The sequence below is a fragment of the Streptomyces sp. NA04227 genome, from assembly GCF_013364195.1.
Lineage (GTDB): Bacteria > Actinomycetota > Actinomycetes > Streptomycetales > Streptomycetaceae > Streptomyces.
On the sequence record NZ_CP054918.1, the window covers coordinates 5,400,043 to 5,425,018 of the forward strand.

Consider the following 24,976-nt stretch of genomic DNA (forward strand, 5'->3'; position numbering starts at 1 on the left):
AGACGCGACACTCGGGCGCAGGGAGACAGATGATGGCGGGAGTGACCCAGCCGAAGGTAAGCCGCGTCGATGCGCTGGAACTGGTCGAGTGGGCCAGGGCCGGACGCATCCGCATCCCGCAGTTCCAGCGCTCGTACGCCTGGGACGCCTCGGACGCCGAGCGACTGTTCGACAGCATCCTGCGGGGGTATCCCATCGGGAACCTGCTCATGTGGCGAAAGCCCGCGCCTGCCGGCCGGGTGACACTGGGCGAGTGGAGCGTGGACGCGGACGAGCGGTCCGACGCCCTGTGGGTCGTCGACGGTCAGCAGCGGCTCACCACGCTGATCGGCGCTCTCACTGCTTCCGAGGACACGGTGGACCGGCGTTTCCGGATCTTCTACGACCTGCAGGAGGAGAAGTTCGTCTCCGCGTCCCATGCACAGCGGCTACGTGATTCGTGGCTCCCGATGTGGATCGCTAAGGACAACCGCATTCTGATCGCCTGGCAGCGGGAACGCCCCTGGCTGACCGTGGAACAGTACGACCTCTGTGATGCGGTGAGTACAGCCCTTCGTACGTACGAAATCCCCATGTACGAGATCGAGGGCGACGACGAGAAGGCCCTCACCGAGATCTTCGACCGGATGAACACCTTCGGGAAGGCACTCAAACGAGCCGAAATCTTTCGTGCCCTGCACTCGGCTCCGCTCGATGTGCAGCCCTCCGGACTCGACGCTCTGGGCGAGCGGGTCAACGCCCTTGAGTTTGGCACCTTCCCGCCCCAGTTGCTGATGCAGAGTGTGATGGCGGTGCGCGGCGGCAAGGTGGACCGTGACTTCAGGCAGGAGTTCAAGGACGACGAGGACCTCCACAGCGCGTTCGCGCAGACGGAGAAGGCGCTGCGCCTGGTGGTGGACTTCCTGCGCACGGACGCAGGGATTCCGCACCGCCGCCTTTTGCCGTACGCGTTGTTCATTCCCGTACTCGCGCGCTATGCGGCCCTCTTCGGACGTCCCCGGGGGAGGGGCGCGGAACTGCTGCGGCGATGGATCTGGCGTGGCTCCGTTGTGGGAGTGGCCCCGCAGGGCAACACCGTGGGGCTGCGACGCAACGCGGGGGCGGTGGACGAGGACCCCGTGGACAGCGCCAACCGGCTCCTGGAAATGCTGCCGCCGGGCGGGGAGCGCTGGAAGCCCGACCTGTCCCAGACCGCTCTCAACCGTGCTCAGGCGAAGCTCAACGTGCTGGGGATGCTGTCCACGAAGCCCGTGCTCCTCGTCGACGTGGACCGGGCCGAGGGACATCACTACGCCGCGGGTACCCGAATCGAGCGGACAGGGCTGCTCACGGACCTTCTCAATCAGGGAGGATCACCGCTCGTCCCGGTCCTGCCGGGGGCGGAGACCATCGCGGGCAGACTGCTGCACCCCGCCGTACCTGAAGACTACGGGGCCCTGCTGTGTGACGTGACGGACGAGACCGTGCTGCGCTCCCACTGTCTGGATCCGGCCGCGGTCGAGGCTCTGCGCAGCGGCGCACCGGCCGGGTTCCTCCAGCGACGCTCGGAACTGGTGGCAGAGGCGATCGCCCGCCACGTACAGAGCATGGCCCTGTGGGGGTTCACTGATGGCCCCGAACCAGAAGACTGGTTCGCAGACGTTCCCGGAGACGCCAATGCAGAGTGATGTGACCGCCTCGGTCTTCCTGCGAGACCGTCGCGTCGGGGTCCTCGGTTACCACAAGGGCAACACCTGGTTCGAGTACACGGACCTGTCCGTCGATCATCCCGTCCTCGGGCAGGGCTTTGAGCGTGATCCTCGCAAGCGCCGCACGGGCAGTGGCAGTGCACCCGAGTGGTTCGCCAATCTTCTCCCCGAACCGGGCAGTGGGCTCAGGCAGTTGGTGGCGACCGAGCTCGGCCGCCGGAGCGTGCACGACTTCGTCCTGCTCTGCCACCTTGGCGAGGACCTGCCCGGTGCCGTCCGTGTCGTCCCCGACGCCAAGCTCGACGGGCTCCCGGACCATGAGTCGACGGACAGACGCGCGCCCGACCACGAGCATGCCCTGCGTTTCTCACTCGCGGGCGTCCAGCCCAAGTTCTCCATGCGGTACGAGGGCAAGGCCCTCGTACTGCCTGCGAGCGGGAGTGGTGGTGACTGGATCGTCAAGTTGCAGGACCAGCGCTACCCAGACGTGCCAGCCAACGAGTACACCATGTTGCAGTGGGCCGGCCGGGCGGGGATCGAGGTCCCCGAGTCCCGTCTCGTGCCCGGCACAGAGGTCCGGAACCTTCCTGATGCTCTGGTCCAGCCCGGGACGGACGTCCTCGCGGTCCGGCGCTTTGACCGGACGGACGACGGTCGCGTCCACCAAGAGGACTTCGCGCAGGTGCGTGAGGTATCGGCCGAAGCCAAGTACGACAAGGCCAACTACGAGGGCATCGGACGCGTGATCGGCGCGGTGTGCCCGGCCGAGGACGGCATCGAGTACGTCCGCAGACTCGTGGCCATGGTGGTGATGGGCAATGCCGACGCTCATCTCAAGAACTGGACACTGCGCTATCCGGGGGCCGGGCAAGCACGGCTGTCCCCCGCGTACGACCTCGTCTGTGTCACCGCCTACGACGGTCCTCCCCACAAGCTCGCGCTTCCACTGAGTGGAACAACCAACAGCACGGCGATCAACGTGGAGAGTTTCCGGCGCCTGGCACCCGCTCTGGGGCTCAAGCCCGAGTTGGTCACGAAAACGGTCCAGGAGACCGCGGAGGCCCTCGCCACGACCTGGCACGAGGTCAAAGTCCAGTGCCCGGTACCGGCTTTCGTGGTCGCCACCGTCGAGGAGCGCCTGCGGTCCCTGCCCTTGGTGTCGTGAATGGCGCGACGGAATGCCGGTCACGCCACGAGGCAGTGACTGCCTTTCACGGCGATTCACCTTCTCCTATGCGTTTCTGACAGGGCGTCTACTGTTGCCTGCGCACCGGTTCGTGGCCGTGAAGGGACTGATCGGCTTGGGTACCGGAACGCGATGACCTCCGGTACCCAGGCCGCGGCGATGCAGCGGGCGCGTTGGGAGGCGGAGGCGATCGCCAAGATCGAGCACCAGAACGTAGTGACGGTCCACGACCAGGTGGAAACCGACAACCAGGTCTGGATCGTGATGAAATGCTACGAGGCGGGGTTGTCGCCCTCCGGTTCCGGCTTGTGGATGAGGACGTCCAGATCGGCGGCCGACTGGATGAGCAGCCGCCGCGTGGCGTCCTCGGCGGCGTCCGGGGCACGGTCGCGTACGGCGTGCATGATGGCCCGGTGCGGGGGCACCGGATCGTCGTAGCCGCCGGTGCTGTGCACGAGGTGGTCGCGGACGCGCAGCCCGGCCTCGATCACCACGGACATCCTGGTGAGGAGTTCGTTGTGCGCGGCGGTGAGCAGCGCTCGGTGGAAGGCCACGTCCGCCTCCACCGCCGCCTCGATGTCGGTGCCCGCCTCTCCCATCGCCACCAGTGCGTCCGCCATCGCCGCGAGGTCGCTCTCGTCGTGGCGTTCGGCGGCCAGGCGGGCGGCGGCCGGTTCCACGATCAGCCGGACCTCGCCGACATTGGCCAGGAAGTCGCTGTCGGCCGCCCGTGCGCGCTGCCAGCGCAGCAGGTCGCTGTCCAGAAGGTTCCAGTCCGCCCGGGGCCGGACGAACGTGCCGCGTTTCTGCCGGGAGTCGATGAGGCCCTTGGAGGCCAGCACCCGCAGCGCCTCGCGCAACACGGTCTTGCTGACCTCCAGTTCCCGCTCCAGACGGTCCGGGTAGAGGGAGCCGCCCGGCGCGTAGGTGCCGGCGACGATGCGCTGGCCGAGGACGTCGACGATCTGCTGGTGCAGTCCCCGTGCCGACCGGTTCATGGCGGGTTCCTCCTCGCCGCGCCTCGCCGTTGGCGGCTACCCGGCGCGGAAGATCGCTGTGCTTGTCATGAGGAAGCTTTGGGGACGGACCAACCGCCGTCCAACGCGGGGGTGATGCCTGCGACGTACGAGGCATCCGAGGGCGCCGGGGCTGTCCGGCCCCGGCATGGCGCACACCGTACCGCTGGGCATTAATTATGCAAACATCTTGACACCGAGTGTCCTGGCTCACAGGATTTCGGCGCAGGGCGTGACCTGCCTCGCCCCGTGTGCCCTCTCCGTGATCTCGCGCCGCCCGGAGCGGACAGCGCAACTCCCGTACGGCTACGGGCACTTGAGCTCTCGTGCGCCCGGCCGTGCCGCCAGTGCACCAGCGCCACGCCGTCGTGTGGCGGAACCGCCTTCTCCGCTCGCCACCCATTTTCTGGAGCCGTCATGCCCAGCACCACGCACCGCCGAACTCTGGCCACCGCCCTCGGACTTGTGCTCCTCGTGGGTGCGAGTACGGCGTGCTCCTCCGGCAAGGAAGAGGTCAAGGACGACAGCGTCGACAAGGTCGAGGGCAAGATCTCCCTGACCTACCTTCAGAAGCAGGGCGACCAGGAGTACTTCATCGGCGAGGCCGCCGGGGCCAAGGCGAGGGCCAAGAAGCTCGGCATCGGGCTCAAGGTGGTCAACCTCGGCAACGACGCCAACAAGACCGTCAGCGAAGTGCAGTCCGCCGTCGCGCAGAAGACCAACGGCGTCATCATCGTCGTGCCCGACCCGGCCGTCGGACCGCAGGTCGTCCAGACCGTCAGAAGCGCGGACGTGGCCCTGCTCACCTCCGACGACCAGATCTGTTCCACCGGCCCCGACCCCGTCGACTGCAAGGAAGCGGACCTGGTGCCGCGGATCGGCTTCAGCGGCGAGCAGATGGGCACCGAGGTCGGCAAGCGCGCGGCCGAGGAGTTCGAGAAGGCGGGCTTCGATCCGGCCGACACGCGCGTGGTCTCCGCCTGGAAGCAGGACGTCACGGTCTGCGGGGACCGGGTGAAGGCGGCCAAGAAGGCCTTCGACGCCGCGGTACCGGGCGTGAAGACGATCAATGTGCCCACGGACAACACCCCCACCGGCGCCCAGGACAAGATCGCCGCGACCGTCACCGCCAACTCCAAGGTCAAGCACTGGGTGGTGTGGGGCTGCAACGACGAGAACGTCATGGGCGGCGTCACCGCCCTGCAGAACTCCGGCGTCAAGCCCGCCGACGTGGTCGGTGTCGGCCTCGGCGGCTACCTGGCCTGCAAGGAGTGGCAGACCGACAAGCCCTCGGGCATGAAGGCGGCCCTGTTCATCAACGGCAAGGACGTCGGCGCGCTGGCCGTCCAGACGATGTACGACAAGCTCAAGAACGGCAAGGACTTCCCCAAGGAGGCCTTCGCCCCGACCACCATGGTCGACCCCAAGAACTGGAAGTCCTCGGGCCTCACGTGCAGTTGACCCCCGCTCCCCGGCGTCGGCACCCACCCGAGACCCCGCGTGCGCGTGCCGGCGCCGGATCCCTTCGACCAGCTTCCCCGCCGACGCGTCCGAGGTGACCTCACGATGAGCGCAGTCCCCCCTTCCGACTCGGGCCGGCAGCCGCCGGACGCGCCCGGCCCGCCGCAGGCGGCTGCCCTAGGTGTCGCCGGGGTCACCAAACGCTTCGGCGCCGTACAGGCCCTGACCGGCGTCACCCTCGACTTCCCCGCCGGACAGGTCACGGCCCTGATGGGGGAGAACGGCGCGGGCAAGTCCACCCTGCTGAAGATCCTCACCGGCGACCACCAGCCCACCGAGGGAACGGTACGGATCGACGGCGAGGCCCTCACGCTCGCCTCGCCCGCCGACGCGCGCGCCGCGGGCATCCGGATCATCCCGCAGGAACCGGAGATCATCCCGCACATCTCGGTCGCCGAGAACGTCTACTCCGGCGCCCTGCCCCGTAAGTTCGGCCGGATCCTGGACCGGGCCGAACTGCGCCGCCGGATCGAGGCCGACCTTGAGCGACTCGGCTTCGCCGACGTCCTCGACCCGGACCTGCTCGGCTCCCGGCTCACCCCGGCCCAGCGTCAACTGGTCGAGATCATGCGCGCGTTGACCGGTACCTCCAAGGCGCGGCTCATCGCCTTCGACGAGCCCACCTCCTCGCTCTCCGAGGGGGAGGTGGAGGCGCTCTTCACACTGATCCGCCGCCTGCGCGCGCAGGGCATCGCCGTGGTCTACGTCTCCCACCGCATGCAGGAGATCTTCCGGCTCGCCGACCGCATCGCGGTACTGCGCGACGGGGCCCTGGTCGGCGTACAGGAGGCGAGCGCCACGAACGAGGGCGAGCTGGTGCGGATGATGGTCGGACGGGACCTGTCGACCATGTTCGTACGACAACGGGTGGCCACCGACCGCCTCGTACTCGACGTCGAGAACCTCACCACCGACGACGTCACCGGCATCAGCCTCCAGGTGCACGCCGGGGAGGTGGTCGGGCTCGCGGGTCTGATCGGCGCGGGCCGCTCCGAACTGGCCCTGGCCCTGGCCGGGGACCTGCCCGTGCACAGTGGCAGCGTCACCCTCGACGGCGTCGAACTGCCGCCGGGCAGACCCGCGGCGGCGATCCGGGCCGGGCTCGGACTCGCCCCCGAGGAACGCAAGGCGCAGGCGCTGTTCCTGCGTCAGTCGGTCCGCGAGAACACCTCCCTCGTCGTCCTCGACCGGCTGCGCCGCCTGCGGTTCGTCAGGCGGGCCGAGGAACGCGCCCTGGCCGAGGAGTACGTGGACCGCCTGCGGGTGCGCACGCCGTCGATCAACCACGAGGTGCGCAAACTCTCCGGCGGCAACCAGCAGAAGGTCGTACTCGCCCGCTGGCTCGCGCACCGGCCGAAGGTGCTCATCCTCGACGAGCCCACCCGCGGCATCGACGTGGGAGCGAAGGCGGAGATCTACCAGATCATCGCCGACCTCGCCGCGGACGGCGTGGCCGTCCTTGTGATCTCCTCCGAACTCCCCGAGCTTCTCGGCCTCGCCGACCGCGTACTGGTCATGCAGGGCGGCCGGATCACCGGCGAACTCGGCCACCGGGAAGCCACCGAAGAGTCCATCCTCGCCCTCGCCATGGCCGACGACATCGCCGGCGCCAGTGCCTCTGGAGCAACCTCATGACCAGCACCACGACCACCGCCGACCCGAAGGGGGGCGCCGAGGAGCCGCGACGCTCGCGCGGCCGCCGCGCCCTCGCCGGTCTCGACAGCCAGAACATCAGCCTCGTCGGAGCCCTCGCCGTCGTGCTCGTCCTGTTCGGCCTGCTCAACGACAACTATCTGAGCTGGTCCAACATGCAGGTGATCGCGGAGGCGGCCACCATCACCGGACTGCTGGCGATCGTGCAGACCGTGGTCATCATCTGCGCCGGACTGGACATCTCGGTCGGCTCGCAGGTCGGCGTCGCCTCCGTGGTCAGCGCCATGGTGTTCACCAGTACCGGCTCCAACGCCTTCCTCGGCATGGCCGCGGCCGTCGGCGTCGGCCTGCTCGTAGGTCTCGTCAACGGCCTGGTCATCGTCTACGGCAGGGTCAACCCGACGATCGCCACCCTCGCGGGTCTGGCGGCCTACAAGGGGCTCGCCCAACTCCTGTCCGACGGACGGGCGCAGGGCTATGTCCTCAACGACGACACCTTCATCTTCCTCGGCCGCGGAAAGATCGCCGGACTGCCGGTCATGGTCTGGATCCTGATCGTCGTCGCGCTCGCCGTGCACCTGCTGCTCAAGTACACCGACATCGGCCGCAACCTGTACGCCATCGGCGGCAACGACACCGCCGCCCGCCTCGCCGGAATCAAGATCAACAAGTATCTGATCTGCGTCTACGCCCTGATCGGGGTGGTGGCCGCGATCGCGGGCATCCTGCTGACCGCGCGTACCGGATCGGGTCAGCCGGTCTCCGGCAGCGAGGGCCTGGAGCTCAAGGCGATCACCGCCGCGGCACTCGGCGGCGCCGCACTCAAGGGCGGCAAGGGCGGCATCGGCGGCACCCTCCTGGCCGTCGCCCTCCTCGGCTGCCTGGAAAACGGACTCACCGTCCAGGGCATCAACACCTTCTGGCAGAACGTCGCCCAGGGCGCCCTGCTCGTCGCCGCCGTCGTGATCCAGCAGCGGCGCAGTGGGGAGCGGGCCATCGGGTTGCCGCACTGAGACGGGGCGTACCGGGGCGTTCGTCCCGAGCCGGGTCGTACTGAGCGGTCGTACCGTGCCGGGGCGGGCGGCTGCTTCCGGACAGTCGCCCGCCCGCTCTCACGCGACGGCGGTCCCCTCCAGCTCGACCATCTGGCCGGGGACCGCCAGTCGCGTCACCTCGACCATGGTGGTGGCCGGCGCGACCCCGGCGGCGCCGAGTCGTCCCGCGAGTACGCCGTAATGCCGCAGCAGCAGATCGACGTCGGTCGTGTAGACGCCCAGCCGGACCAGGTTCGCGAGCGACATACCGGCCTCGGCGAGCACGGCCTCGACGTTGTCGACGCTCAGCGCCAACTGCCCCGCCATATCGCCCTCGTGCTCGGGCCTGCCCTCGCTGTTCATCGCGGTCTGCCCCGAGACGTACAGGGTCCGTGCGTGCCCGGAGACCACCTCGCCCTGGTTGAAGCCCAGGTCCACCGACCACGTCACCGGGTTGATCGCAGTGCGTTGCATCGCCGCTCGCTCCGTTCGGTTCACTGACAGTGCATGCGCCCAACAGCCGTGTGGCCAGCGGGCTTTGACGTCGTGTGCTCGACGTCCTGGGCAGGAGCCTCGCAAGGAATCACGACATCCTCTGTCAGGTATCGCCGCCGGATTTCGCCGCCAGGTGTCTCGGTAGGGTTTTCGTATGCGCGCCGACCGGCTGGTCTCCCTGGTGCTCCTGCTGCGTCGGCACGGCCGGCTGACGGCGGACGCCCTGGCCCGTGAGCTGGAGGTGTCCACCCGTACCGTGCTGCGCGACATGGAGGCACTGTCCGCGGCCGGTGTCCCGGTCTACGCCGAACGCGGACGGCACGGCGGCTTCGCCCTGCTGCCCGATTTCCGCACCGCGCTCACCGGGCTCAACCACGACGAGGCGCTCGCCCTCGTGGTCGCCGGATCACGACGCGGCGCCCAACTCTTCGGCCTCGGACCGGCGCTGGCCTCGGCGATGCTCAAGGTGGTCGACGCCCTGCCCGAAGGCCTGCGGGACCACGCGGCCGAGGCCTCGCGGCGCGTGCTCATCGACCCGGAGACCGACCTTCTCTCGCGCCGCGTGGACGCCGAGGAGGACGTGCCCGACGCCGTGGTGGCCGAGGTCCGGCGCGCGGTCTTCACCAGACACAAGCTGCGCATCCACTACGCGGCTCCGGAGCGCACCCCGACATGGCGCACGGTCGACCCGATCGGCCTGGTGACCGTACGCGGCCACGGCTACCTGCTGGCCACCCGCGCGGGCGCCGACCGCACCTACCGGCTCTCCCGCATGCTGGCCGCCGAGGAACTCGATGCCCCGGCGCAGCTGTCGGACACCGTCGACCTGGACCGGACCTGGCAGGAGCGCAGCACACGGTTCAGGAACGGCGGTGACCAAGTCGTCGTACGGATACGGGTGGACCCGGCCCGGCGGGACGAACTGGCGGGCACCGCACTGGCCGTGACTCCTTGCGCGGAGGAGCCGGAGGAGCCGGAGGAAGCTGAGGGATCCGAAGCGGCCGCGCAGGTCGAGGGAGCGGCGGAGACCGCGAGGGGCGAAGAGACCGACATGGACGGCTGGCTTCGGCTGGACGCGTTCTTCCAGGACTCCCGGCACGCCGAATGGGCGCTGTGGCAGCTCGGTACGGACGCGGAGGCCCTGGCGCCGCAGTGGCTGCGCACCCGCCTGCGCGAGCGCGCCGCTGCGATGGCCGCGCGTTATGGGGGGTTGGGGGATCGGCCTGAGAAGTGAGGCCCGCTGGGGCGCGAGGTGGGCGATGCGCCAAGAGCGGAAAGCGATTCACCTTCTCCTGTGCACTTCTGACGGAGCGTCTACTGTTGCAGCTCCAGGGAGTGCGCAGGGGGTCGCATGCACAGCCAAGACGGGGCCGGGGGCGGCGCGGCGGACGGGGCCGACGAGGGGCCCGATGCCGGCCGGGCGGGCGACGATCCGCGGCGCGCGGATTCCGGGGAGCCGCAGGAGTGGCCCTGGACGCCGCCCCGAGCGGCCGAACCCTCCCCGGGACGCGCCCAGTTGGTGATCGAGGGTCGCTACGAGCTGCTGGAACCGATCGGCAGCGGCGGCATGGGCGAGGTGTGGAAGGCGCATGACCGGCGGCTGCGCCGGTTCGTCGCCGTGAAGGGTCTGCTCGACCGAACCGCGATGACCTCCGGCAGCCAGGCCGCGGCGATGCAGCGGGCGCGCCGGGAAGCGGAGGCGATCGCCAAGATCGAGCACCAGAACGTGGTGACGGTCCACGACCAGGTGGAGACCGAGAACCAGGTCTGGATCGTGATGAAGCTCCTGGAGGCCAGGTCCCTGGCGGATCTGCTGGGTGCCGAACGGACTCTCGCCGAACCGAAGGCGGCGGACATTGGTCTCCAAGTCCTCCAGGGCCTGCGGGCGGTGCACGCGGCGTCGGTCGTCCACCGTGATGTGAAGCCGGGAAACGTGCTGGTCCGGGACGACGGGCTCGCGATCCTGGTGGACTTCGGGATCGCCACGTTCGAGGGCGCCGCCCAGGTGACCCGGTCCGGCAGCGTCATCGGGACGCCCGCCTACCTGGCGCCCGAACTCTTCGCCCCCGGCTCCGCCGGCCCCAACGCTGCGTCCGACCTGTGGGCGCTGGGGATCACGCTGTACGAGCTGGTCAAGGGCCGTGTCCCCTTCGGCGGAGGCGAGGTCTGGGAGGTCCAGGAGAACATCCGGCAATCCCCGGACCCCGACCTCCAGGGCGCCTGGCTCCTGGCCCCCGTGATCCAAGGGCTGCTGATCACGGACCCCGCCGAGCGCCTGGACGCGTCCACGGCGGAGGTGATGCTGCGGGAGGTGCTCGCCGCCTCGCCCACGCGGCAGGCGGTCCAGGCCGCGGCGGCCGTCCGCCCGCCCAGGACCGCCTCCGAACCGGATCCCGGTCCTGCTTCCGAAGCCCCCGGGTCCGTCGAAGCCGACCCCGACCCCGACGCCTCCGCCCCGGCCCCCGCGACGCCGAGCGGCAAGCGCAGCCCTCGCCGCCGCGGCCCCTGGATCGCGGCGGCTGCGGCCCTGTGCGCGGCCCTGCTGGCCACGACCGGCTGGCTCGTGGCGAAGGACGAGAAATCGGACGCGCCGTGGAAGAGCGAACACTCCCAGCTGTTGATCGGGGCCAAGAAGGATCAGCCGGGTCTCAGCTTCTACGACGCGAAGACGAAGACGTGGTCGGGCTACGACATCGACCTGGCCTACGCGATCGGCGAGGCCATGGGGTACGAGAGGGACGAAGTCCGCTTCTTCGATGTGACGACCCAGAACCGCGACGACCAGCTGTGGAACAGGGACGTGCACCTCGTCATCGCCTCGTACAGCATCACGGACGACCGGAAGAAGGGCGTGGGCGACGCGTTCCCGGTCGACTTCGCGGGCCCGTACTACGCGGCGAGCGGGGGGTTCCTGGTACGTGAGAAGTCCAGCCATGCCCCCATCAGGAACCCCGGCGACCTGATCCGCGGCCATCGCGAGGTGTGCACCGCGGACGACTCGACGTACAAGGAGGATCTGCCCCGCGAGGGCTACACCGTGACGAAACCTCTGCCCGCCACCTACCAGGAGTGCCTGGACGAGCTGCTGGACAAGAGGTCGCCCGTCTACGCGGTGGCCTCCGACGACGTCATCCTCGCGGGCTACGTCAAGCAGAACCCGGGCCGGGTCAAGCGGCTGGTGAGCACCGGAGGCTCGGAGGAGTACGGCGTGGCGATGCGCCCCGGGAACCCGACCCTGAAGCGTGAGGTGTGCTCGGCGCTGCGGGAAATCCTGACCGGCAAGGTCTGGGAGGGCATCTACCGGAAGAACCTCTCCGGCCTGCTGGGCGACGACACCCCGCCGGGGCGACCGGATCTGACGGAATGTTAGATCCGCTCGCCCGGGCGGGACGGCGCCCCGGTGGACCGCTTCGTCGCCTCACCGCCTCGCCGCCTCGCCGCCGTGGGGCCGGCACCGGATGGTCAGGCCAGGTCGAGGAAACTCCACCGGGCGTCCGGCTGGGCACCGCTCAGCCACTTGCCGCAGTTCTGGAGCACGACCGGGCTCGACGTGATGTGCTGCGTGCCCGTGGCGAGGTCGCGCAGGAAGCGGTCGACCGGGCCGCGGCGGATCGCCGCCGAGCCGGCCCAGCGGTGCACGGTGCGGCCCACCTCGTGCACGGTCGTGGTGGTGTGATTGAGCACGAGCCGGATCAGGGTGTCCTGCTCCGTACTGGGCAACTCGCCCTTGTCCAGGGTTTGTTCGACGTCCTGCCACACCTCGTTCACCCAGGCACGGGCCGCCCGCAGCCCGGCTTCGGCCGTCGCGAACTCGGCGTGGAACTGTGAGGTGTCGACTGCGGCGCCCCGCGAACCGGTCCGCGCCGCGGCGACCTTCTTCATCTCGTCCAAGAGCCGCCGGCCGACGCCGAGGGCCCACCCCGTGTGGCCGATGGCGGACATGTTGACCAGGCCGAGGCGGTAGACGGCGCCGCCGTTGACCGGGGTGTCGGTCGTCGCGACATAGGTGTACTCGCTCGGGACGTACACGTCGGTGCAGTGGTAGTCGATGCTGTGCGTCGCGCGCAGCCCGAGCACGTCCCAGTTGCCGTCCAGGGTCACCTGCGACTTCGGCATCGCGAGGACCCGCAGCTCACCGGTGCCCTCGACCAGGATCGCGCTGTGGATGTGGGTGGCGTGCGCCATCCCGGAGGCGAACTGCCACTGGCCGCTGACCCGGTAGCCGCCCTCCACGGGCACCGCCCGGCCCGGGCGCGTGCCGTGCCCGGACAGCAGCGCGTACTTCCCGTTCGGCACGTCCGGGAACAGTTCGGCCGCCGCGTCCTCGGCGAGATACGCCGCGGTGGTCCCGGTCATGAGCTGCAGCGCGAACATGGTCCACCCGGCCGAGGCGTCGTGATAGCTCGCCCGCTCCGCCGTCTCGATCAGCTGCCGCGGCGCGAACTCGTACCCGCCGAGGCTCAGCGGCAACTCGGCCCGCACGATCCCGGTGTCGAGCAGCGCCCGCGCCGTGTCCTCCGGCAGCCTCCCCAACTCCTCGGCGGCATCGGCCCGTTCGTCCAGCATCCCGCCGAGCGCGTCGATCCGCTCGAGCACCCCCGCCAGCTCCGTACTGACATGCAGTCGGCTCTTGTCCCCCATGGAATTCCTCTCCCTGTGGTCGGTTTTCCGATCGTCCCACGGGTGTTCCGCACACCTGCCCGGTCCGGACAGCTCTCCAGGAAGCGCGCGGGGCGGTGTGCCCGTACTGTTGTTGGTCGGCTACTGCGCGTGTCACTGGTCCCAGTCGCTGAGCACAACATGTCGACATCCGCTCGGTTCGTGGCGCTCGGTTACACGCCCGAGCCTGATGTGCTCGTGGTGCACGCGGGTGCACTTGGTCCCGGTGATGCCTTCGTCGACCAGAAGCACGTCCACTTCGTGGCCGAGAGTGTGTCCCGCTCGACGGTCGGGCAGACTACGGGCGCAAGCTCAATCAGTACGCGGCGCGCGGGATCCCGACGTACCTGATCGTCGATGTGCTGACCGGAGAGTGTGTGCTCTACCAGGCCCCGAAGGGCGACGAATACACCTCGGCGGTGCCGTACCGGTTCGGTGAGGAGATCGGGTTCTCCCTCGCGGGAGTTGCGGTGACGGTGCGCACCGACTTCAAGAAGATTCGCTGACGTCTGCGAAGTCGGCGTTTTCCCCTCGCCTCGCCGTGCTTGGGTGGGGCGGGCCGCCTCTGCGACGATGCCGGAGAAGCAACCTTCCAGCGCTGTCAGACGATTCCCAGATCCACCGTGACGGAGAAGGGCGCGGCGGCCTTGATCACGCCGGTGAACATCTCACTGTCCCTGTAGGCCTTGGTGGCAGGGTCGAGAACATAGGTGTAGACGATCGGGACGCCAGTGGCGGTCTGTTCGATGCGCCAATAAAAGGGAATGCCGGCTCTGGCGTACTGATCCACCTTCACGATCCGGTCGGTGGTCTCCGAGCCCGGCGACACGACCTCGACCACAAGGAGCACATGCTCTGGACGGGTGGGCGTGAGGTCGATGGTGTCAGCCCGGTACACGGTGACATCCGGACGACGGTTGGTGAGCGGCACGTCCTGCAAACGGACGTCGAAGTCCGTGTCGGCATTCCAGTCCGGACCCGCGGCAGCGTCCAGCGCATTGGCCAGGATTCGGGCCAGCCGGTTGTGCCGCTTGGAGGCGCTCGGGATCACGACGACCATCCCGTCCACGATCTCAATGCCGGCGCACTGCTCCTCGGACCAGGAGTCGTACTGCTCCGCGCTGATCTGTGAATGCATCCACGCGGGTGCGACCATCTCGGCGGTCATGGCGTACCTCCTTCGAGGACGTTCGTCAGTTCCGGCGCTCCTCGGCTCAGCGTACTGTCCTCCGCGGGCGAGGCACCGGATCCGGCGAGCGCGCGCAGTGGCCGCACCTGAGGCAGGCGTCCGAGAGGGCTGCCGCCCCGCACGGGCGGCCCGTCGGGCAAGTGGCCATGTGAGAGGCTGGATCGCATGAACCGGTTGGCTGGCGTGACCTCGCCCTACCTCCTTCAGCACGCTGACAATCCGGTCGACTGGTGGCCCTGGACGCCGGAGGCCTTCGAGGAAGCAAGGCGGCGCAATGTGCCCGTGCTGCTGTCGGTCGGCTACTCCGCCTGCCACTGGTGCCACGTGATGGCCCACGAGAGCTTCGAGGACGACGTCACCGCCGCCTATCTCAACGAGCACTTCGTGAGCGTCAAGGTGGACCGCGAGGAGCGGCCCGACGTGGACGCCGTGTACATGGAGGCCGTGCAGGCGGCCACCGGGCAGGGCGGCTGGCCGATGACCGTCTTCCTGACTCCCGACGCCGAACCGTTCTACTTCGGCACCTACTTCCCGCCCGAGCCGCGGCACGGCATGCCCGGATTCGGGCAGGTGCTCGAAGGGGTGCAGAAGGCGTGGGCCACGCGGCGCGAGGAGGTGGGCGAGGTCGCCGCGAAGATCGTGCACGATCTGTCCGAGCGGGACGTGTCCTACGGCGACGGCAGTGCGCCCGGGCCCGAGGAGCAGGCCGCCGCGCTGCTCGCGCTGACCCGCGACTACGACGCGGGGCACGGCGGCTTCGGCGGGGCGCCCAAGTTCCCGCCGTCCATGGTGATCGAGTTCCTGCTGCGTCATCACGCGCGTACCGGTTCCGAGGGTGCGCTGCAGATGGCGCTGGACACCTGTGAGCGGATGGCCAGGGGCGGTATCTACGACCAACTCGGCGGCGGGTTCGCGCGTTACAGCGTCGACCGTGAATGGGTCGTGCCGCACTTCGAGAAGATGCTCTACGACAACGCGCTGCTCTGCCGGGCCTACGCGCACCTGTGGCGGGCCACCGGCTCGCAGCTCGCGCGCCGCGTCGCCCTGGAGACCGCCGACTTCATGGTCCGTGAACTGCGCACCGCCGAGGGCGGGTTCGCCTCCGCTCTGGACGCGGACAGCGAGCCTCCGCTCGGCCCCGGTGCGGGCGACGAACCCGAGGGAGAGCGCCCGCACGAGGAGGGCGTCTACTACGTATGGACGCCCAAGCAGCTGCGCGACGTCCTCGGGGACAAGGACGCGGTGTTCGCGGCCGAGTACTTCGGGGTGACCGTGCAGGGCACCTTCAGCGAGGGCGGCAAGGGAGCCTCGGTGCTCCAACTTCCGCTCAAGGACGGGCTGGTGGCCGAGGCGGGGCAGATCGAGTCGATCCGGTCGCGGCTGCTCGCGGCGCGCGCCGAGCGCCCGGCGCCGGGCCGCGACGACAAGGTGGTCGCCGCCTGGAACGGCCTGGCGATCGCCGCCCTCGCCGAGACCGGCGCCTACTTCGACCGCCCCGACCTGGTGGAGGCCGCACTCGGCGCCGCCGACCTGCTCGTACGGGTCCATCTGGACGAGCACGCGCGGCTCACCCGTACCTCCAAGGACGGCCGGACGGGCGCCAACTCCGGTGTCCTGGAGGACTACGGGGACGTCGCCGAGGGGTTCCTCGCGCTGGCGGCGGTCACGGGGGAGGGGGTCTGGCTGGAGTTCGCCGGGTTCCTCCTCGACCACGTACTGATCCAGTTCACCGACCCCGACACCGGGGCGCTGTTCGACACGGCCGCCGACGCCGAGTCACTGATCCGCCGCCCGCAGGACCCGACGGACAACGCCACGCCCTCGGGCTGGAGCGCCGCCGCCGGGGCCCTGCTCGGCTATGCCGCGCACACCGGGTCCGAGGCCCATCGCACCGCCGCCGAGCGGGCGCTCTCAGTGGTGAAGTCGCTCGGCCCGCGCGTACCGCGGTTCATCGGGCAGGGGCTCGCGGTCGCCGAGGCGCTGCTCGACGGGCCGCGCGAGATCGCCGTGGTGGGCGGCGCGGGCGGCGAGTTGCACCGGGCGGCACTGCTCGCCACCGCGCCCGGCGCTGTCGTCGCCGCGGGCGGCCCCGACAGCGAGGAGTTCCCGCTGCTCGCGGACCGTCCGCTCGTCGACTCGGCCCCCACCGCGTACGTCTGCCACCACTTCGTCTGTACGGCGCCCACCACCCGGGCGGCCGAGCTCGCGGACCAAGTGGGCGTACGTCAGGGCGCGTTGGGCTGACGCGTTCTGGACCGTGCCGCCAACTCCCCCTCTAAGGTGGTCGGTTCGCGCCGCTTTCGGTGATCAAGACCGGATGCGGCGCGAGCGGACCATCACGGGAAGGAAGCGCGGAAGCTGTGGCCACGCACGAGGAACTCATATCCCTGTACAGCGAGGACGGCGTGATCCTCCTGGACGAGGCGGCCTCGAAGGCGCGGGGCCTGCCCGACGAGGAGGCGGCACAGCTCGCCCGGACCGGACTGCCGACCTTCGTGGACGTGCTGTTCACGCTGAAGGTGCGGGGTGCGCCGAGGGTCTTCAGCCTGCTGCCGGTGGAGACCGGCGAGGAGACCGTCGCCGTCTTCATCCTCGGCGGCCCCACCGACGACGCGGCGCTGCGCTACTTCCTCGACCTGCGGCGCGGCTACGTGGTCCTGCTCGCAGGCGGCCCCGAGGGCTCCCAGGCCGAGATCGTCAACGCCACCCTGGCCGACTTCACCGAGTTCCTGTACCGCGTCTCGCTGCACAAGCAGGAGACGGCCCAGGTCCCGGTGAGCGTACGCAGCAGCCGGGCGCGGGAGCTGCGCACCCGGCTGGCCGCGCGTGATCCGCTGGCCTTCGCCGCGCCGGACAGCTGGTGGTCGATGATCATGGACGCGCTGGAGGGGCCCCGCCGCCCGGACGCCGCCTGACCCGGCCCGGCGGCCGGACCCGGCCCGACCCGCTTCCGTCGCCGGGCCTCTGCCCCTGCCTCTGCCCCCCGCCCCGCCGTCAGTACCTCACCCGCTGTCGCCGAACTCCGCCAGCGCGCCCGCCACGATCGACTCCAGCTTGCTGTGGTGTGCCCCGCGCCAGTACACCCGCCCGCAGCGCTCGCACTCGGCGAAGGCGTCGTACGTGCGCTGGGTCCCGCTTTCGAGACGATCGGCGACCTCGTCCTTGCGGGCCTGTTCGAGGGGGCCGTTGCAGGCGGTGCAGCGGGTCCAGGGGCGCAGCTCGGGGGCGAACCTGCCCAGTACGTCCCGGAGTTGTTCGTCGGGCCGGTCGCTGTAGACGTACGCGCCCGCCCACAGTTCGCGCCGCCTCAGCAGTCCTCGGTCCCGGCTGAGCAGTACGCGCCGTTCGGCCGCCGAGCGGGACGCGAGCGCCGGGTCGCCGATGTCCTCGGACTCGTAGGCCGTGTCCACGCCGAGCAGGCGCAGCCGCCGCGCGAGGGTGCCCAGGTGTACGTCGAGCAGGAAGCGCAGTTCGGCGCCGTCGATCCGCTGCGGCCTGGCCACCGCGCGTACCTCGATCCGTTCGCCGCCGCCCGGCACGTACGCCGTCCGAGCCTCGCGCCCGTCCACCAGGAGCGTCCCGACCTCGGTCAGCGGCACACCGAGCGACTCGACCAGGTGACCGAGGCTGGAGGAGCCGTCGGTCCGCAGCGGTGTGCTGCCGTCGCGGCGGCCGTGCGACACGAACAGGCCCAGCTCGGGGGCGAATTGGATGTGGATCTCCGGTCCGTTCACCGGCTCAGAATGCCACGCGCCCGGTGGCGCGGCCCGGGGTTTTCCGCCCGGCGGCGGGCCGCGCCGTACGCGAGAGAGCCCGGCCGGACTCCGCAAAGAAGACGGAAAATGCGCGCAAAGAAATTCGGGAAAGGGGGGGCCGTGGAGATCCGGCGGGAAACGCGCGGACCGGCGGGGAATCACGGATGGGCGCGCACCCGGCAAGAGCCGGGAAACATCCGAGGAAATGGAGCGGATAAGGGGAAGTGCGGGTGCGTCGAAGGCGAGCGAAGAGATCTCCGGGAACCCCGTACAGAGCGCCCCTTGCCTGGGATCTCGCGCATCTCGTGCATCTCGTGCACGAGAAAGGGCGGCCACGGCGCCGGGCCGTAGCCGCCCTGGGGCGGGGGAGAGGTCCTATGCGTGCTGGTAGGCGACCAGGGAGATGCCGACGTAGTGCACGACGAAGGCGGCCAGCGTGAAGGAGTGGAAGACCTCGTGGAAGCCGAACCAGCGCGGGGAGGGGTTGGGGCGCTTGAAGCCGTAGATCACTCCGCCCGCGCTGTAGAGGACGCCGCCGGTGATCACCAGGACCAGGACCGCGATGCCTCCGGCCTGCATGAACTCGGGGAGGTAGAAGACCGCCGCCCAGCCCATGGCGATGTAGCAGGGGGTGTACAGCCAGCGAGGGGCGCCGACCCAGAAGACCCGGAAGAGGATGCCCGCCGCCGCGGCGGCCCAGATGCCCCAGAGCAGCCACTGGCCCTCGTCGCCGAGCAGCAGGATCGTGAGCGGTGTGTACGTACCGGCGATGATCAGGAAGATGTTGGCGTGGTCGAGCCTGCGCAGCACGCCGTCGGCGCGCGGGCCCCAATTGCCGCGGTGGTACAGGGCGCTCACACCGAAGAGCAGGCAGGCCGTGAGGGTGTAGATGCCGCAGGCGACGCGCCCGCGGGGGGAGTCGGCGAGTGCGGTGAGCACCAGTCCGGCGACGACCACGGCCGGGAACATTCCCGCGTGCAGCCAGCCGCGCAGATGTGGCTTGAGCAGGGCGGCCGTCTGCAGCGCGGCCGCCTTCGCCGGGGAATCGGACGCCTTGGGGGTGGGCAGGGATGAGGGGTCACAGGCCTCGGTCGTCCCGAGCGCGTCAGGGGCGGGAGTGCTCATGGGCCCGATCGTACCTACGCATCCGTAGGTCGCATGTATAGGGACTGACGGGAATCTGGCGGAGTGGTGATGCTCACTTTGCTCAGGTGTGAAGCCCTCTGGACAGATGAACCCGGTGCGACGCATGATCTCAAATGAGAGCGGTCGGCACCGGATGAGCGGTCACGAAGCATCCGGGTCGCAGCCCCCACGGGGCACTCGTCGAACACGGGGCACTCCAACTCAAAAACCCTCACTTAGGAGCAATCGTGGCGCGCGACAACGCGGCTCCCTCAACCGTTCCCACCTCTCACCAGGGGCTGATCGCCTGGGTGAACGAGATCGCGGACCTGACCCAGCCGGACAACGTGGTCTGGTGCGACGGAAGCGAAGCCGAATACCAGCGCCTGGCGGACGAGCTGGTGGCGAAGGGCACGTTCAAGAAGCTCGATCCGGTCAAGCGCCCCAATTCCTACTACGCGGCCTCCGACCCGACCGACGTCGCGCGCGTCGAGGACCGCACCTTCATCTGCTCCGAGAAGGAAGAGGACGCGGGCCCGACCAATCACTGGAAGGCCCCCGCCGAAATGCGCGAGGTCTTCGAGGGCAAGGAAGGAAAGGGAGGAATCTTCCGCGGTTCGATGCGCGGGCGGACCATGTACGTGGTGCCGTTCTGCATGGGCCCGCTCGGCTCCCCCCTGTCGGCACTCGGCGTCGAGATCACCGACTCCGCCTACGTCGCCGTCTCCATGCGCACCATGACGCGTATGGGCCAGGACGTGCTCGACCAGCTCGGCGACGACGGCTTCTTCGTGAAGGCCGTGCACACCGTGGGTGCGCCGCTGGCCGAGGAGGACGAGGACGTGCCGTGGCCGTGCAGCACGACCAAGTACATCTCGCACTTCCCCGAGGCCCGCGAGATCTGGTCCTTCGGCTCCGGCTACGGCGGCAACGCCCTGCTCGGCAAGAAGTGCTACGCGCTGCGCATCGCCTCGGTGATGGCCCGCGACGAGGGCTGGCTGGCCGAGCACATGCTGATCCTCAAGCTCACCCCGCCGCAGGGCGAGTCGAAGTACGTGGCGGCCGCCTTCCCGTCGGCCTGCGGCAAGACGAACCTCGCCATGCTGGAGCCGACGATCTCCGGCTGGACCGTCGAGACCATCGGTGACGACATCGCCTGGATGCGCTTCGGCGAGGACGGGCGGCTGTACGCGATCAACCCGGAGGCGGGCTTCTTCGGTGTCGCGCCCGGCACCGGCGAGCACACCAACGCCAACGCCATGAAGACGCTGTGGGGCAACTCGGTCTTCACCAACGTCGCGCTGACCGACGACGGCGACGTGTGGTGGGAGGGCATGACGGAGGAGACTCCGGCGCACCTCACCGACTGGAAGGGCAACGACTGGACCCCCGAGTCCGGCGTCCCGGCCGCGCACCCCAACGCCCGGTTCACCACCCCGGCCTCGCAGTGCCCGATCATCGCGCCCGAGTGGGAGGACCCCAAGGGCGTGCCGATCTCGGCGATCCTCTTCGGCGGCCGCCGCGCCTCCGCGGTGCCGCTGGTCACCGAGTCCTTCGACTGGAACCACGGCGTCTTCCTCGGTGCGAACGTCGCCTCCGAGAAGACCGCCGCCGCCGAGGGCAGGGTCGGCGAGCTGCGCCGCGACCCGTTCGCCATGCTGCCGTTCTGCGGCTACAACATGGGTGACTACATGGGTCACTGGGTCGACGTCGCCAAGGGCAAGGACCAGGCGAAGCTGCCCAAGATCTACTACGTCAACTGGTTCCGCAAGAACGACGCGGGCAAGTTCGTCTGGCCCGGCTTCGGCGAGAACAGCCGTGTCCTGAAGTGGATCGTGGACCGCCTCGACGGCAAGGCCGAGGGCGTCGCGTCCCCGATCGGCGTACTGCCGACCAAGGCCGCGCTCGACACCGACGGCCTCGAACTCTCCGACACCGACCTGGAGTTCCTGCTCACGGTCGACAAGGAGGTCTGGCGCGAGGAGGCCGCCCTGGTCCCCGAGCACCTGAACACCTTCGGCGAGCACACCCCGAAGGAACTGTGGGACGAGTACCGCGCGCTGGTGCAGCGCCTGGGCTGACCCGCGCCTGCCTGCGGCTCCCCGTGGGAGCCGTGTGAGACCGTCGCCTCGCCCCGCCGGAGCCGTTCGCTCCGGCGGGGCGAGGCGCGTTTGTGGGCCGGGGGGGGGGCAACTTTCCGTCGTATCGGGGCACTTGCGGGACAACCCGAGGCGCGCGAAGCTTAGGTGTCAATTATTTAGGTTCGTATGCTTGCGAGAGGGGCCTACGTTGTCCGAGGTCAAGGCCGAGCTGGATCGGTTGATGGACACCTTCATGGGCGCGTTCACCAACACCGGGGGCCGGGTGCCGAACCTGGAGGTCATCCGCGAGGTGTTCATCCCGGAGGGCATGATCATCGCCAACGTCGGGGCCGAGCCCAGGATTTACGACCTCGACGGCTTCATCGAGCCGCGCGCGAAGATGCTCACCGACGGCAAGCTGACGGAGTTCTCCGAGTGGGAGGTCTCCGCCGAGACCAAGATCGTCGGAACCGTCGCCCATCGCTTCAGCCACTACCGCAAGTCCGGCTGCCTCGACGGTGAGCCCTTCGAGGGGGCGGGCCACAAGACCACCCAGTACGTGCAGACCAAGGCGGGCTGGCGGATGTGCTCGATGGTCTGGGACGACGAGTAGGGAGATCCGGTCGACCGGGACGACGGGCGGGGCTCGACTCGTCGTCCCGGACGCTCTGCGCCTGGCTCGCCAAACCAATAGCCGCCGCAATAGGCCCAGTTGGCCCGCCCCGCCCGGAAATTCCCTGCGGCGCACGGCTGTTGAGAGCGATGTGCCTTGAGAAGGCGCGAACCGGTGTGCCCCGTACGCCGGTTCCCCGGCGTACGAAGGGCGATCGACCGTGGCAGCGGCACTCTCCGAGGAACTGAAGAAGTACATCGACGAGTCGCGCGTCTTCGCGACGGTGGCGACCGTCCTGCCGGATGGGCAGCCGCACCTCACCGTCGTATGGATCAAGCGGGACGGTGACGACCTGCTGTTCTCCACGACCGTGGATCGCGTGCAGGGCCGCAACCTCGCCCGCGACCCACGGATCACGGTGATGATCAACCCGCCGGAGAACCCGTACACGTACGCGGCGATACGCGGCACGGTCACGCTCACCCCCGACCTCACCAAGGAGATCGTGGACGAGCTGTCGCAGAAGTACACCGGGCAGAACTACGCCGACTTCAACCCGGCCTCGGTGAACGATGGGGACCGGGTCATCGTGCGAGTGACACCGGTGAAGGTGACCGGTCGGCTGTAAGGGTCGTATTGGCTACGCGGCGGCGGGGTGTGCCACTTCCGTGGCCGCCATGGCCGCCGCATGCGCCTCCATCCGTTCCGCCGCCAGGATCGCGGCGGAGGTGTCGGCCCGGGAGGCGGCGACCACCAGGGCGCGCCCGGCGATGGTGTGGGCGCGGCGGTGCAGGGCACGTCCGCGCTCGGTGTCCGTGGCCCTGCCCGCGAGGTCGGCGCGGGCGGGACGGCCGCCGCGCAACCGGGCGACCTGGGCGGCGAGTTGCTCGGCCGCACCGGCCAACTGCCCGTCCGCGTCGCCGAGTTCGCGCAATTCATCGGTGACCGCCAGAAGCGCCGCCAGGTGCCCGCCGAGCTGGATGTCCAGCTCCTCCTCGCGGGTGCGGTGCGGAAAGTCGGAGTCGTCGGCCATCGTGTGGACCGACTTGGTACGGATCGGCTCGTACATGGATGGCCTCCCAACCGTGTCAGGAAAACATCCTACATTAGATTCAGTCTAAAGTTGAGTCCTGTCGGAGTGTGGCTGCGCGATCCCCGCCCGTAGTCGGCTCGCGGCGGTGGCGTGAGGACGGTCCGCGCGCGGTCGCCGGGACTGTTCAGGCCGCGCGGACGGGGAGACGATGGAGGCATCGGCAGCCGCGCCGCCGTCGCCGTCCGGGGTGGCGGCCGGGGAGACGCGGCCGAGCGTCATCGAGGTGGCGGAGCCATGCGCATGCTGATGCTGGCCAGGATCGACACCGAAAAGGGAAACCAGGCCATCGCCAACGGCACGATGCCCAAGCTGATGCAGACGATCCTGGCGGAACTCAAGCCGGAGGCGGCCTACTTCGGGCCCCTGGACGGGCGGCGGACCGCCTTCCTCTTCTTCGATCTGCAGAAGGTCTCCGACCTCCCGCGCCTCGCCGAGCCCTTCTTCGGCGAACTCGGCGCGGACTGCACCGTGATGCCGGTGATGAACGCCGAGGACCTCACCGCGGGCATCTCTCGGATGAAGTGAGCGACGGGCACGCGAGCGAAGCGGCTCGTACCCGCCTCAGTGCCGCCTGTGTCGGTGCTGCCCGCTTCAGTGCTGCCTGTCTCAGTGCTGCCCGTATCCGTCCAGGAAGCGACCGATGCGGGTCACGGCGTCGGTGAGGTCGCTGGCCGTGGGGAGCGTGACCACGCGGAAGTGGTCGGGCTCGGGCCAGTTGAAGCCGGTGCCGTGGACCACCATGATCTTTTCCGCCCGCAGCAGGTCGAGCACCATCTGGCGGTCGTCCTTGATCTTGAAGACCTTGGGGTCCAGGCGCGGGAAGAGATACAGCGCGCCCTTGGGCTTCACACAGGTCACGCCGGGGATCTGGGTGAGCAGGTCGTAGGCGGCGTCGCGCTGTTCGTGGAGCCGTCCGCCGGGCAGGACCAGATCCGAGATGGTCTGCCTGCCGCTGAGCGCCGCCACCACGCCGTGCTGGCCCGGCATGTTCGCGCACAGCCGCATGTTGGCGAGGATCGTCAGGCCCTCGATGTAGGAGTCGGCGTGCTGGCGCGGGCCGGAGATCGACATCCAGCCGACGCGGTAACCGGCCACGCGGTACGCCTTCGACATGCCGTTGAAGGTGAGCGTGAGCAGGTCGGGGGCGATGGCGGCGGTGGGGGTGTGCGTGGCGTCGTCGTAGAGGATCTTGTCGTAGATCTCGTCGGAGCAGACGAGCAGGCCGTGGCGGCGGGCGATGTCGGTGAGCGAGCGGAGCATCTCCTCGCTGTAGACGGCGCCCGTCGGGTTGTTCGGGTTGATGATCACCAGCGCCTTGGTGCGGTCGGTGATCTTCCGCTCCAGGTCGGCGAGATCGGGCATCCAGTCGGACTGCTCGTCGCACCGGTAATGCACGGCCGTGCCGCCGGACAGGGAGACGGCGGCGGTCCACAGGGGGTAGTCGGGGGCCGGGACGAGGACCTCGTCGCCGTCGTCGAGGAGTGCCTGCATCGCCATGACGATCAGCTCGGAGACACCGTTGCCGACGAAGACGTGCTCGACGTCCGTCTCGATGCCCAGGGTCTGGTTGTGCATGACGACGGCCCGCCGGGCCGCGAGCAGCCCCTTCGCGTCGCCGTAGCCGTGCGCCCCGGACAGATTGCGGAGCATGTCCTCGAGGATCTCCGGCGGACACTCGAAGCCGAACGCGGCCGGGTTTCCGGTGTTCAGCTTGAGGATGCGGTGACCCGCTGCCTCCAGTCGCATCGCCTCCTCGAGAACCGGGCCCCGGATCTCGTAGCAGACGTTGGAAAGTTTGGCCGACTGGATGAGCTGCATGTCCGTGAGGATACGGGCCGGTAACGCGCCATGCTCCGTGTTTTCCGCCA

The 24,976-nt window shown here is 69.4% G+C and carries 22 protein-coding genes; 14 read left to right on the forward strand and 8 right to left on the reverse strand.

The window, feature by feature from the left end; all coding sequences use genetic code 11:
* The first annotated feature begins 32 nt into the window (after positions 1-32).
* A complete protein-coding gene (locus HUT18_RS23140) occupies positions 33-1,667 on the forward strand; it encodes a DUF262 domain-containing protein (protein WP_176102481.1) in 1,635 nt (544 codons plus the stop codon).
* The gene (locus HUT18_RS23145; RefSeq protein WP_176102482.1) at positions 1,657-2,853 is read left to right on the forward strand and encodes a type II toxin-antitoxin system HipA family toxin; all 1,197 of its coding nucleotides are present in this window, start codon (positions 1,657-1,659) and stop codon (positions 2,851-2,853) included. Before HUT18_RS23140 ends, HUT18_RS23145 begins: the two co-directional genes overlap by 11 nt.
* Before the next feature lie 293 nt (positions 2,854-3,146).
* Here the strand turns inward: HUT18_RS23145 and HUT18_RS23150 are convergent, their stop codons facing one another.
* Positions 3,147-3,872, reverse strand: a complete 726-nt coding sequence (locus HUT18_RS23150; protein WP_176102483.1) for a FadR/GntR family transcriptional regulator — start codon at positions 3,870-3,872, stop codon at positions 3,147-3,149.
* A 435-nt stretch (positions 3,873-4,307) separates the two neighbouring features.
* On the opposite strand from HUT18_RS23150, the gene HUT18_RS23155 reads away from it, so the two are divergent.
* From HUT18_RS23155 to HUT18_RS23165, 3 genes are all read left to right on the forward strand, one after another.
* A complete protein-coding gene (locus tag HUT18_RS23155; RefSeq protein WP_176102484.1) occupies positions 4,308-5,351 on the forward strand; it encodes a substrate-binding domain-containing protein in 1,044 nt (347 codons plus the stop codon).
* 105 nt (positions 5,352-5,456) lie between these two features.
* The gene (locus HUT18_RS23160; protein WP_176102485.1) at positions 5,457-7,046 is read left to right on the forward strand and encodes a sugar ABC transporter ATP-binding protein; all 1,590 of its coding nucleotides are present in this window, start codon (positions 5,457-5,459) and stop codon (positions 7,044-7,046) included.
* Positions 7,043-8,077 (forward strand): ABC transporter permease, encoded by a 1,035-nt coding sequence (locus tag HUT18_RS23165; RefSeq protein ID WP_176102486.1) that lies wholly within the window; start codon positions 7,043-7,045, stop codon positions 8,075-8,077. Before HUT18_RS23160 ends, HUT18_RS23165 begins: the two co-directional genes overlap by 4 nt.
* Positions 8,078-8,176: 99 nt before the next feature.
* Here the strand turns inward: HUT18_RS23165 and HUT18_RS23170 are convergent, their stop codons facing one another.
* Positions 8,177-8,572 (reverse strand): RidA family protein, encoded by a 396-nt coding sequence (locus HUT18_RS23170; protein ID WP_176102487.1) that lies wholly within the window; start codon positions 8,570-8,572, stop codon positions 8,177-8,179.
* A 175-nt stretch (positions 8,573-8,747) separates the two neighbouring features.
* On the opposite strand from HUT18_RS23170, the gene HUT18_RS23175 reads away from it, so the two are divergent.
* Positions 8,748-9,827, forward strand: a complete 1,080-nt coding sequence (locus tag HUT18_RS23175) for a YafY family protein (protein WP_176102488.1) — start codon at positions 8,748-8,750, stop codon at positions 9,825-9,827.
* Positions 9,828-9,944: 117 nt separating this feature from the next.
* Positions 9,945-11,963, forward strand: coding sequence for a serine/threonine-protein kinase (locus tag HUT18_RS23180; RefSeq protein WP_176102489.1), 2,019 nt, complete (start codon positions 9,945-9,947; stop codon positions 11,961-11,963).
* Positions 11,964-12,055: 92 nt separating this feature from the next.
* Here the strand turns inward: HUT18_RS23180 and HUT18_RS23185 are convergent, their stop codons facing one another.
* Complete coding sequence (locus tag HUT18_RS23185) at positions 12,056-13,234, reverse strand: acyl-CoA dehydrogenase family protein (RefSeq protein ID WP_176102490.1); 1,179 nt, start codon at positions 13,232-13,234, stop codon at positions 12,056-12,058.
* 368 nt (positions 13,235-13,602) lie between these two features.
* Between HUT18_RS23185 and HUT18_RS33935 the strand changes: the two genes are divergently transcribed.
* Complete coding sequence (locus HUT18_RS33935) at positions 13,603-13,758, forward strand: hypothetical protein (protein WP_368661571.1); 156 nt, start codon at positions 13,603-13,605, stop codon at positions 13,756-13,758.
* A 95-nt stretch (positions 13,759-13,853) separates the two neighbouring features.
* Here the strand turns inward: HUT18_RS33935 and HUT18_RS23195 are convergent, their stop codons facing one another.
* The gene (locus HUT18_RS23195; RefSeq protein ID WP_176102491.1) at positions 13,854-14,420 is read right to left on the reverse strand and encodes a Uma2 family endonuclease; all 567 of its coding nucleotides are present in this window, start codon (positions 14,418-14,420) and stop codon (positions 13,854-13,856) included.
* 186 nt (positions 14,421-14,606) lie between these two features.
* Between HUT18_RS23195 and HUT18_RS23200 the strand changes: the two genes are divergently transcribed.
* Complete coding sequence (locus HUT18_RS23200) at positions 14,607-16,685, forward strand: thioredoxin domain-containing protein (RefSeq protein WP_176102492.1); 2,079 nt, start codon at positions 14,607-14,609, stop codon at positions 16,683-16,685.
* A gap of 116 nt (positions 16,686-16,801) precedes the next feature.
* Positions 16,802-17,356, forward strand: coding sequence for an SUKH-4 family immunity protein (locus tag HUT18_RS23205; RefSeq protein WP_176102493.1), 555 nt, complete (start codon positions 16,802-16,804; stop codon positions 17,354-17,356).
* 87 nt (positions 17,357-17,443) lie between these two features.
* Here the strand turns inward: HUT18_RS23205 and HUT18_RS23210 are convergent, their stop codons facing one another.
* Together HUT18_RS23210 and HUT18_RS23215 are read right to left on the reverse strand one after the other, a co-directional pair.
* Positions 17,444-18,175 carry a Mut7-C RNAse domain-containing protein gene (locus HUT18_RS23210; RefSeq protein WP_176102494.1) on the reverse strand — a complete coding sequence of 244 codons (732 nt, stop codon included), beginning with the start codon at positions 18,173-18,175 and terminating at the stop codon, positions 17,444-17,446.
* Between the two features lie 396 nt (positions 18,176-18,571).
* Positions 18,572-19,321 (reverse strand): hemolysin III family protein, encoded by a 750-nt coding sequence (locus HUT18_RS23215; protein ID WP_176102495.1) that lies wholly within the window; start codon positions 19,319-19,321, stop codon positions 18,572-18,574.
* A gap of 248 nt (positions 19,322-19,569) precedes the next feature.
* Between HUT18_RS23215 and HUT18_RS23220 the strand changes: the two genes are divergently transcribed.
* From HUT18_RS23220 to HUT18_RS23230, 3 genes are all read left to right on the forward strand, one after another.
* Entirely contained in the window at positions 19,570-21,402 is a 1,833-nt protein-coding gene (locus HUT18_RS23220; RefSeq protein WP_176102496.1) for a phosphoenolpyruvate carboxykinase (GTP), read from the forward strand.
* 208 nt (positions 21,403-21,610) lie between these two features.
* Entirely contained in the window at positions 21,611-22,015 is a 405-nt protein-coding gene (locus HUT18_RS23225) for a DUF4440 domain-containing protein (RefSeq protein ID WP_176102497.1), read from the forward strand.
* 220 nt (positions 22,016-22,235) lie between these two features.
* Positions 22,236-22,643: a PPOX class F420-dependent oxidoreductase gene (locus HUT18_RS23230; protein ID WP_176102498.1), complete on the forward strand. Its 408-nt coding sequence runs from the start codon at positions 22,236-22,238 to the stop codon at positions 22,641-22,643.
* 12 nt (positions 22,644-22,655) lie between these two features.
* On the opposite strand, the gene HUT18_RS23235 is transcribed toward HUT18_RS23230, so the two are convergent.
* A complete protein-coding gene (locus tag HUT18_RS23235; RefSeq protein ID WP_176102499.1) occupies positions 22,656-23,084 on the reverse strand; it encodes a hypothetical protein in 429 nt (142 codons plus the stop codon).
* Positions 23,085-23,342: 258 nt separating this feature from the next.
* Between HUT18_RS23235 and HUT18_RS23240 the strand changes: the two genes are divergently transcribed.
* Positions 23,343-23,633: a hypothetical protein gene (locus HUT18_RS23240; protein ID WP_176102500.1), complete on the forward strand. Its 291-nt coding sequence runs from the start codon at positions 23,343-23,345 to the stop codon at positions 23,631-23,633.
* A gap of 81 nt (positions 23,634-23,714) precedes the next feature.
* On the opposite strand, the gene HUT18_RS23245 is transcribed toward HUT18_RS23240, so the two are convergent.
* The gene (locus tag HUT18_RS23245; protein WP_176102501.1) at positions 23,715-24,926 is read right to left on the reverse strand and encodes a pyridoxal phosphate-dependent aminotransferase; all 1,212 of its coding nucleotides are present in this window, start codon (positions 24,924-24,926) and stop codon (positions 23,715-23,717) included.
* Between the last annotated feature and the right edge of the window lie 50 nt (positions 24,927-24,976).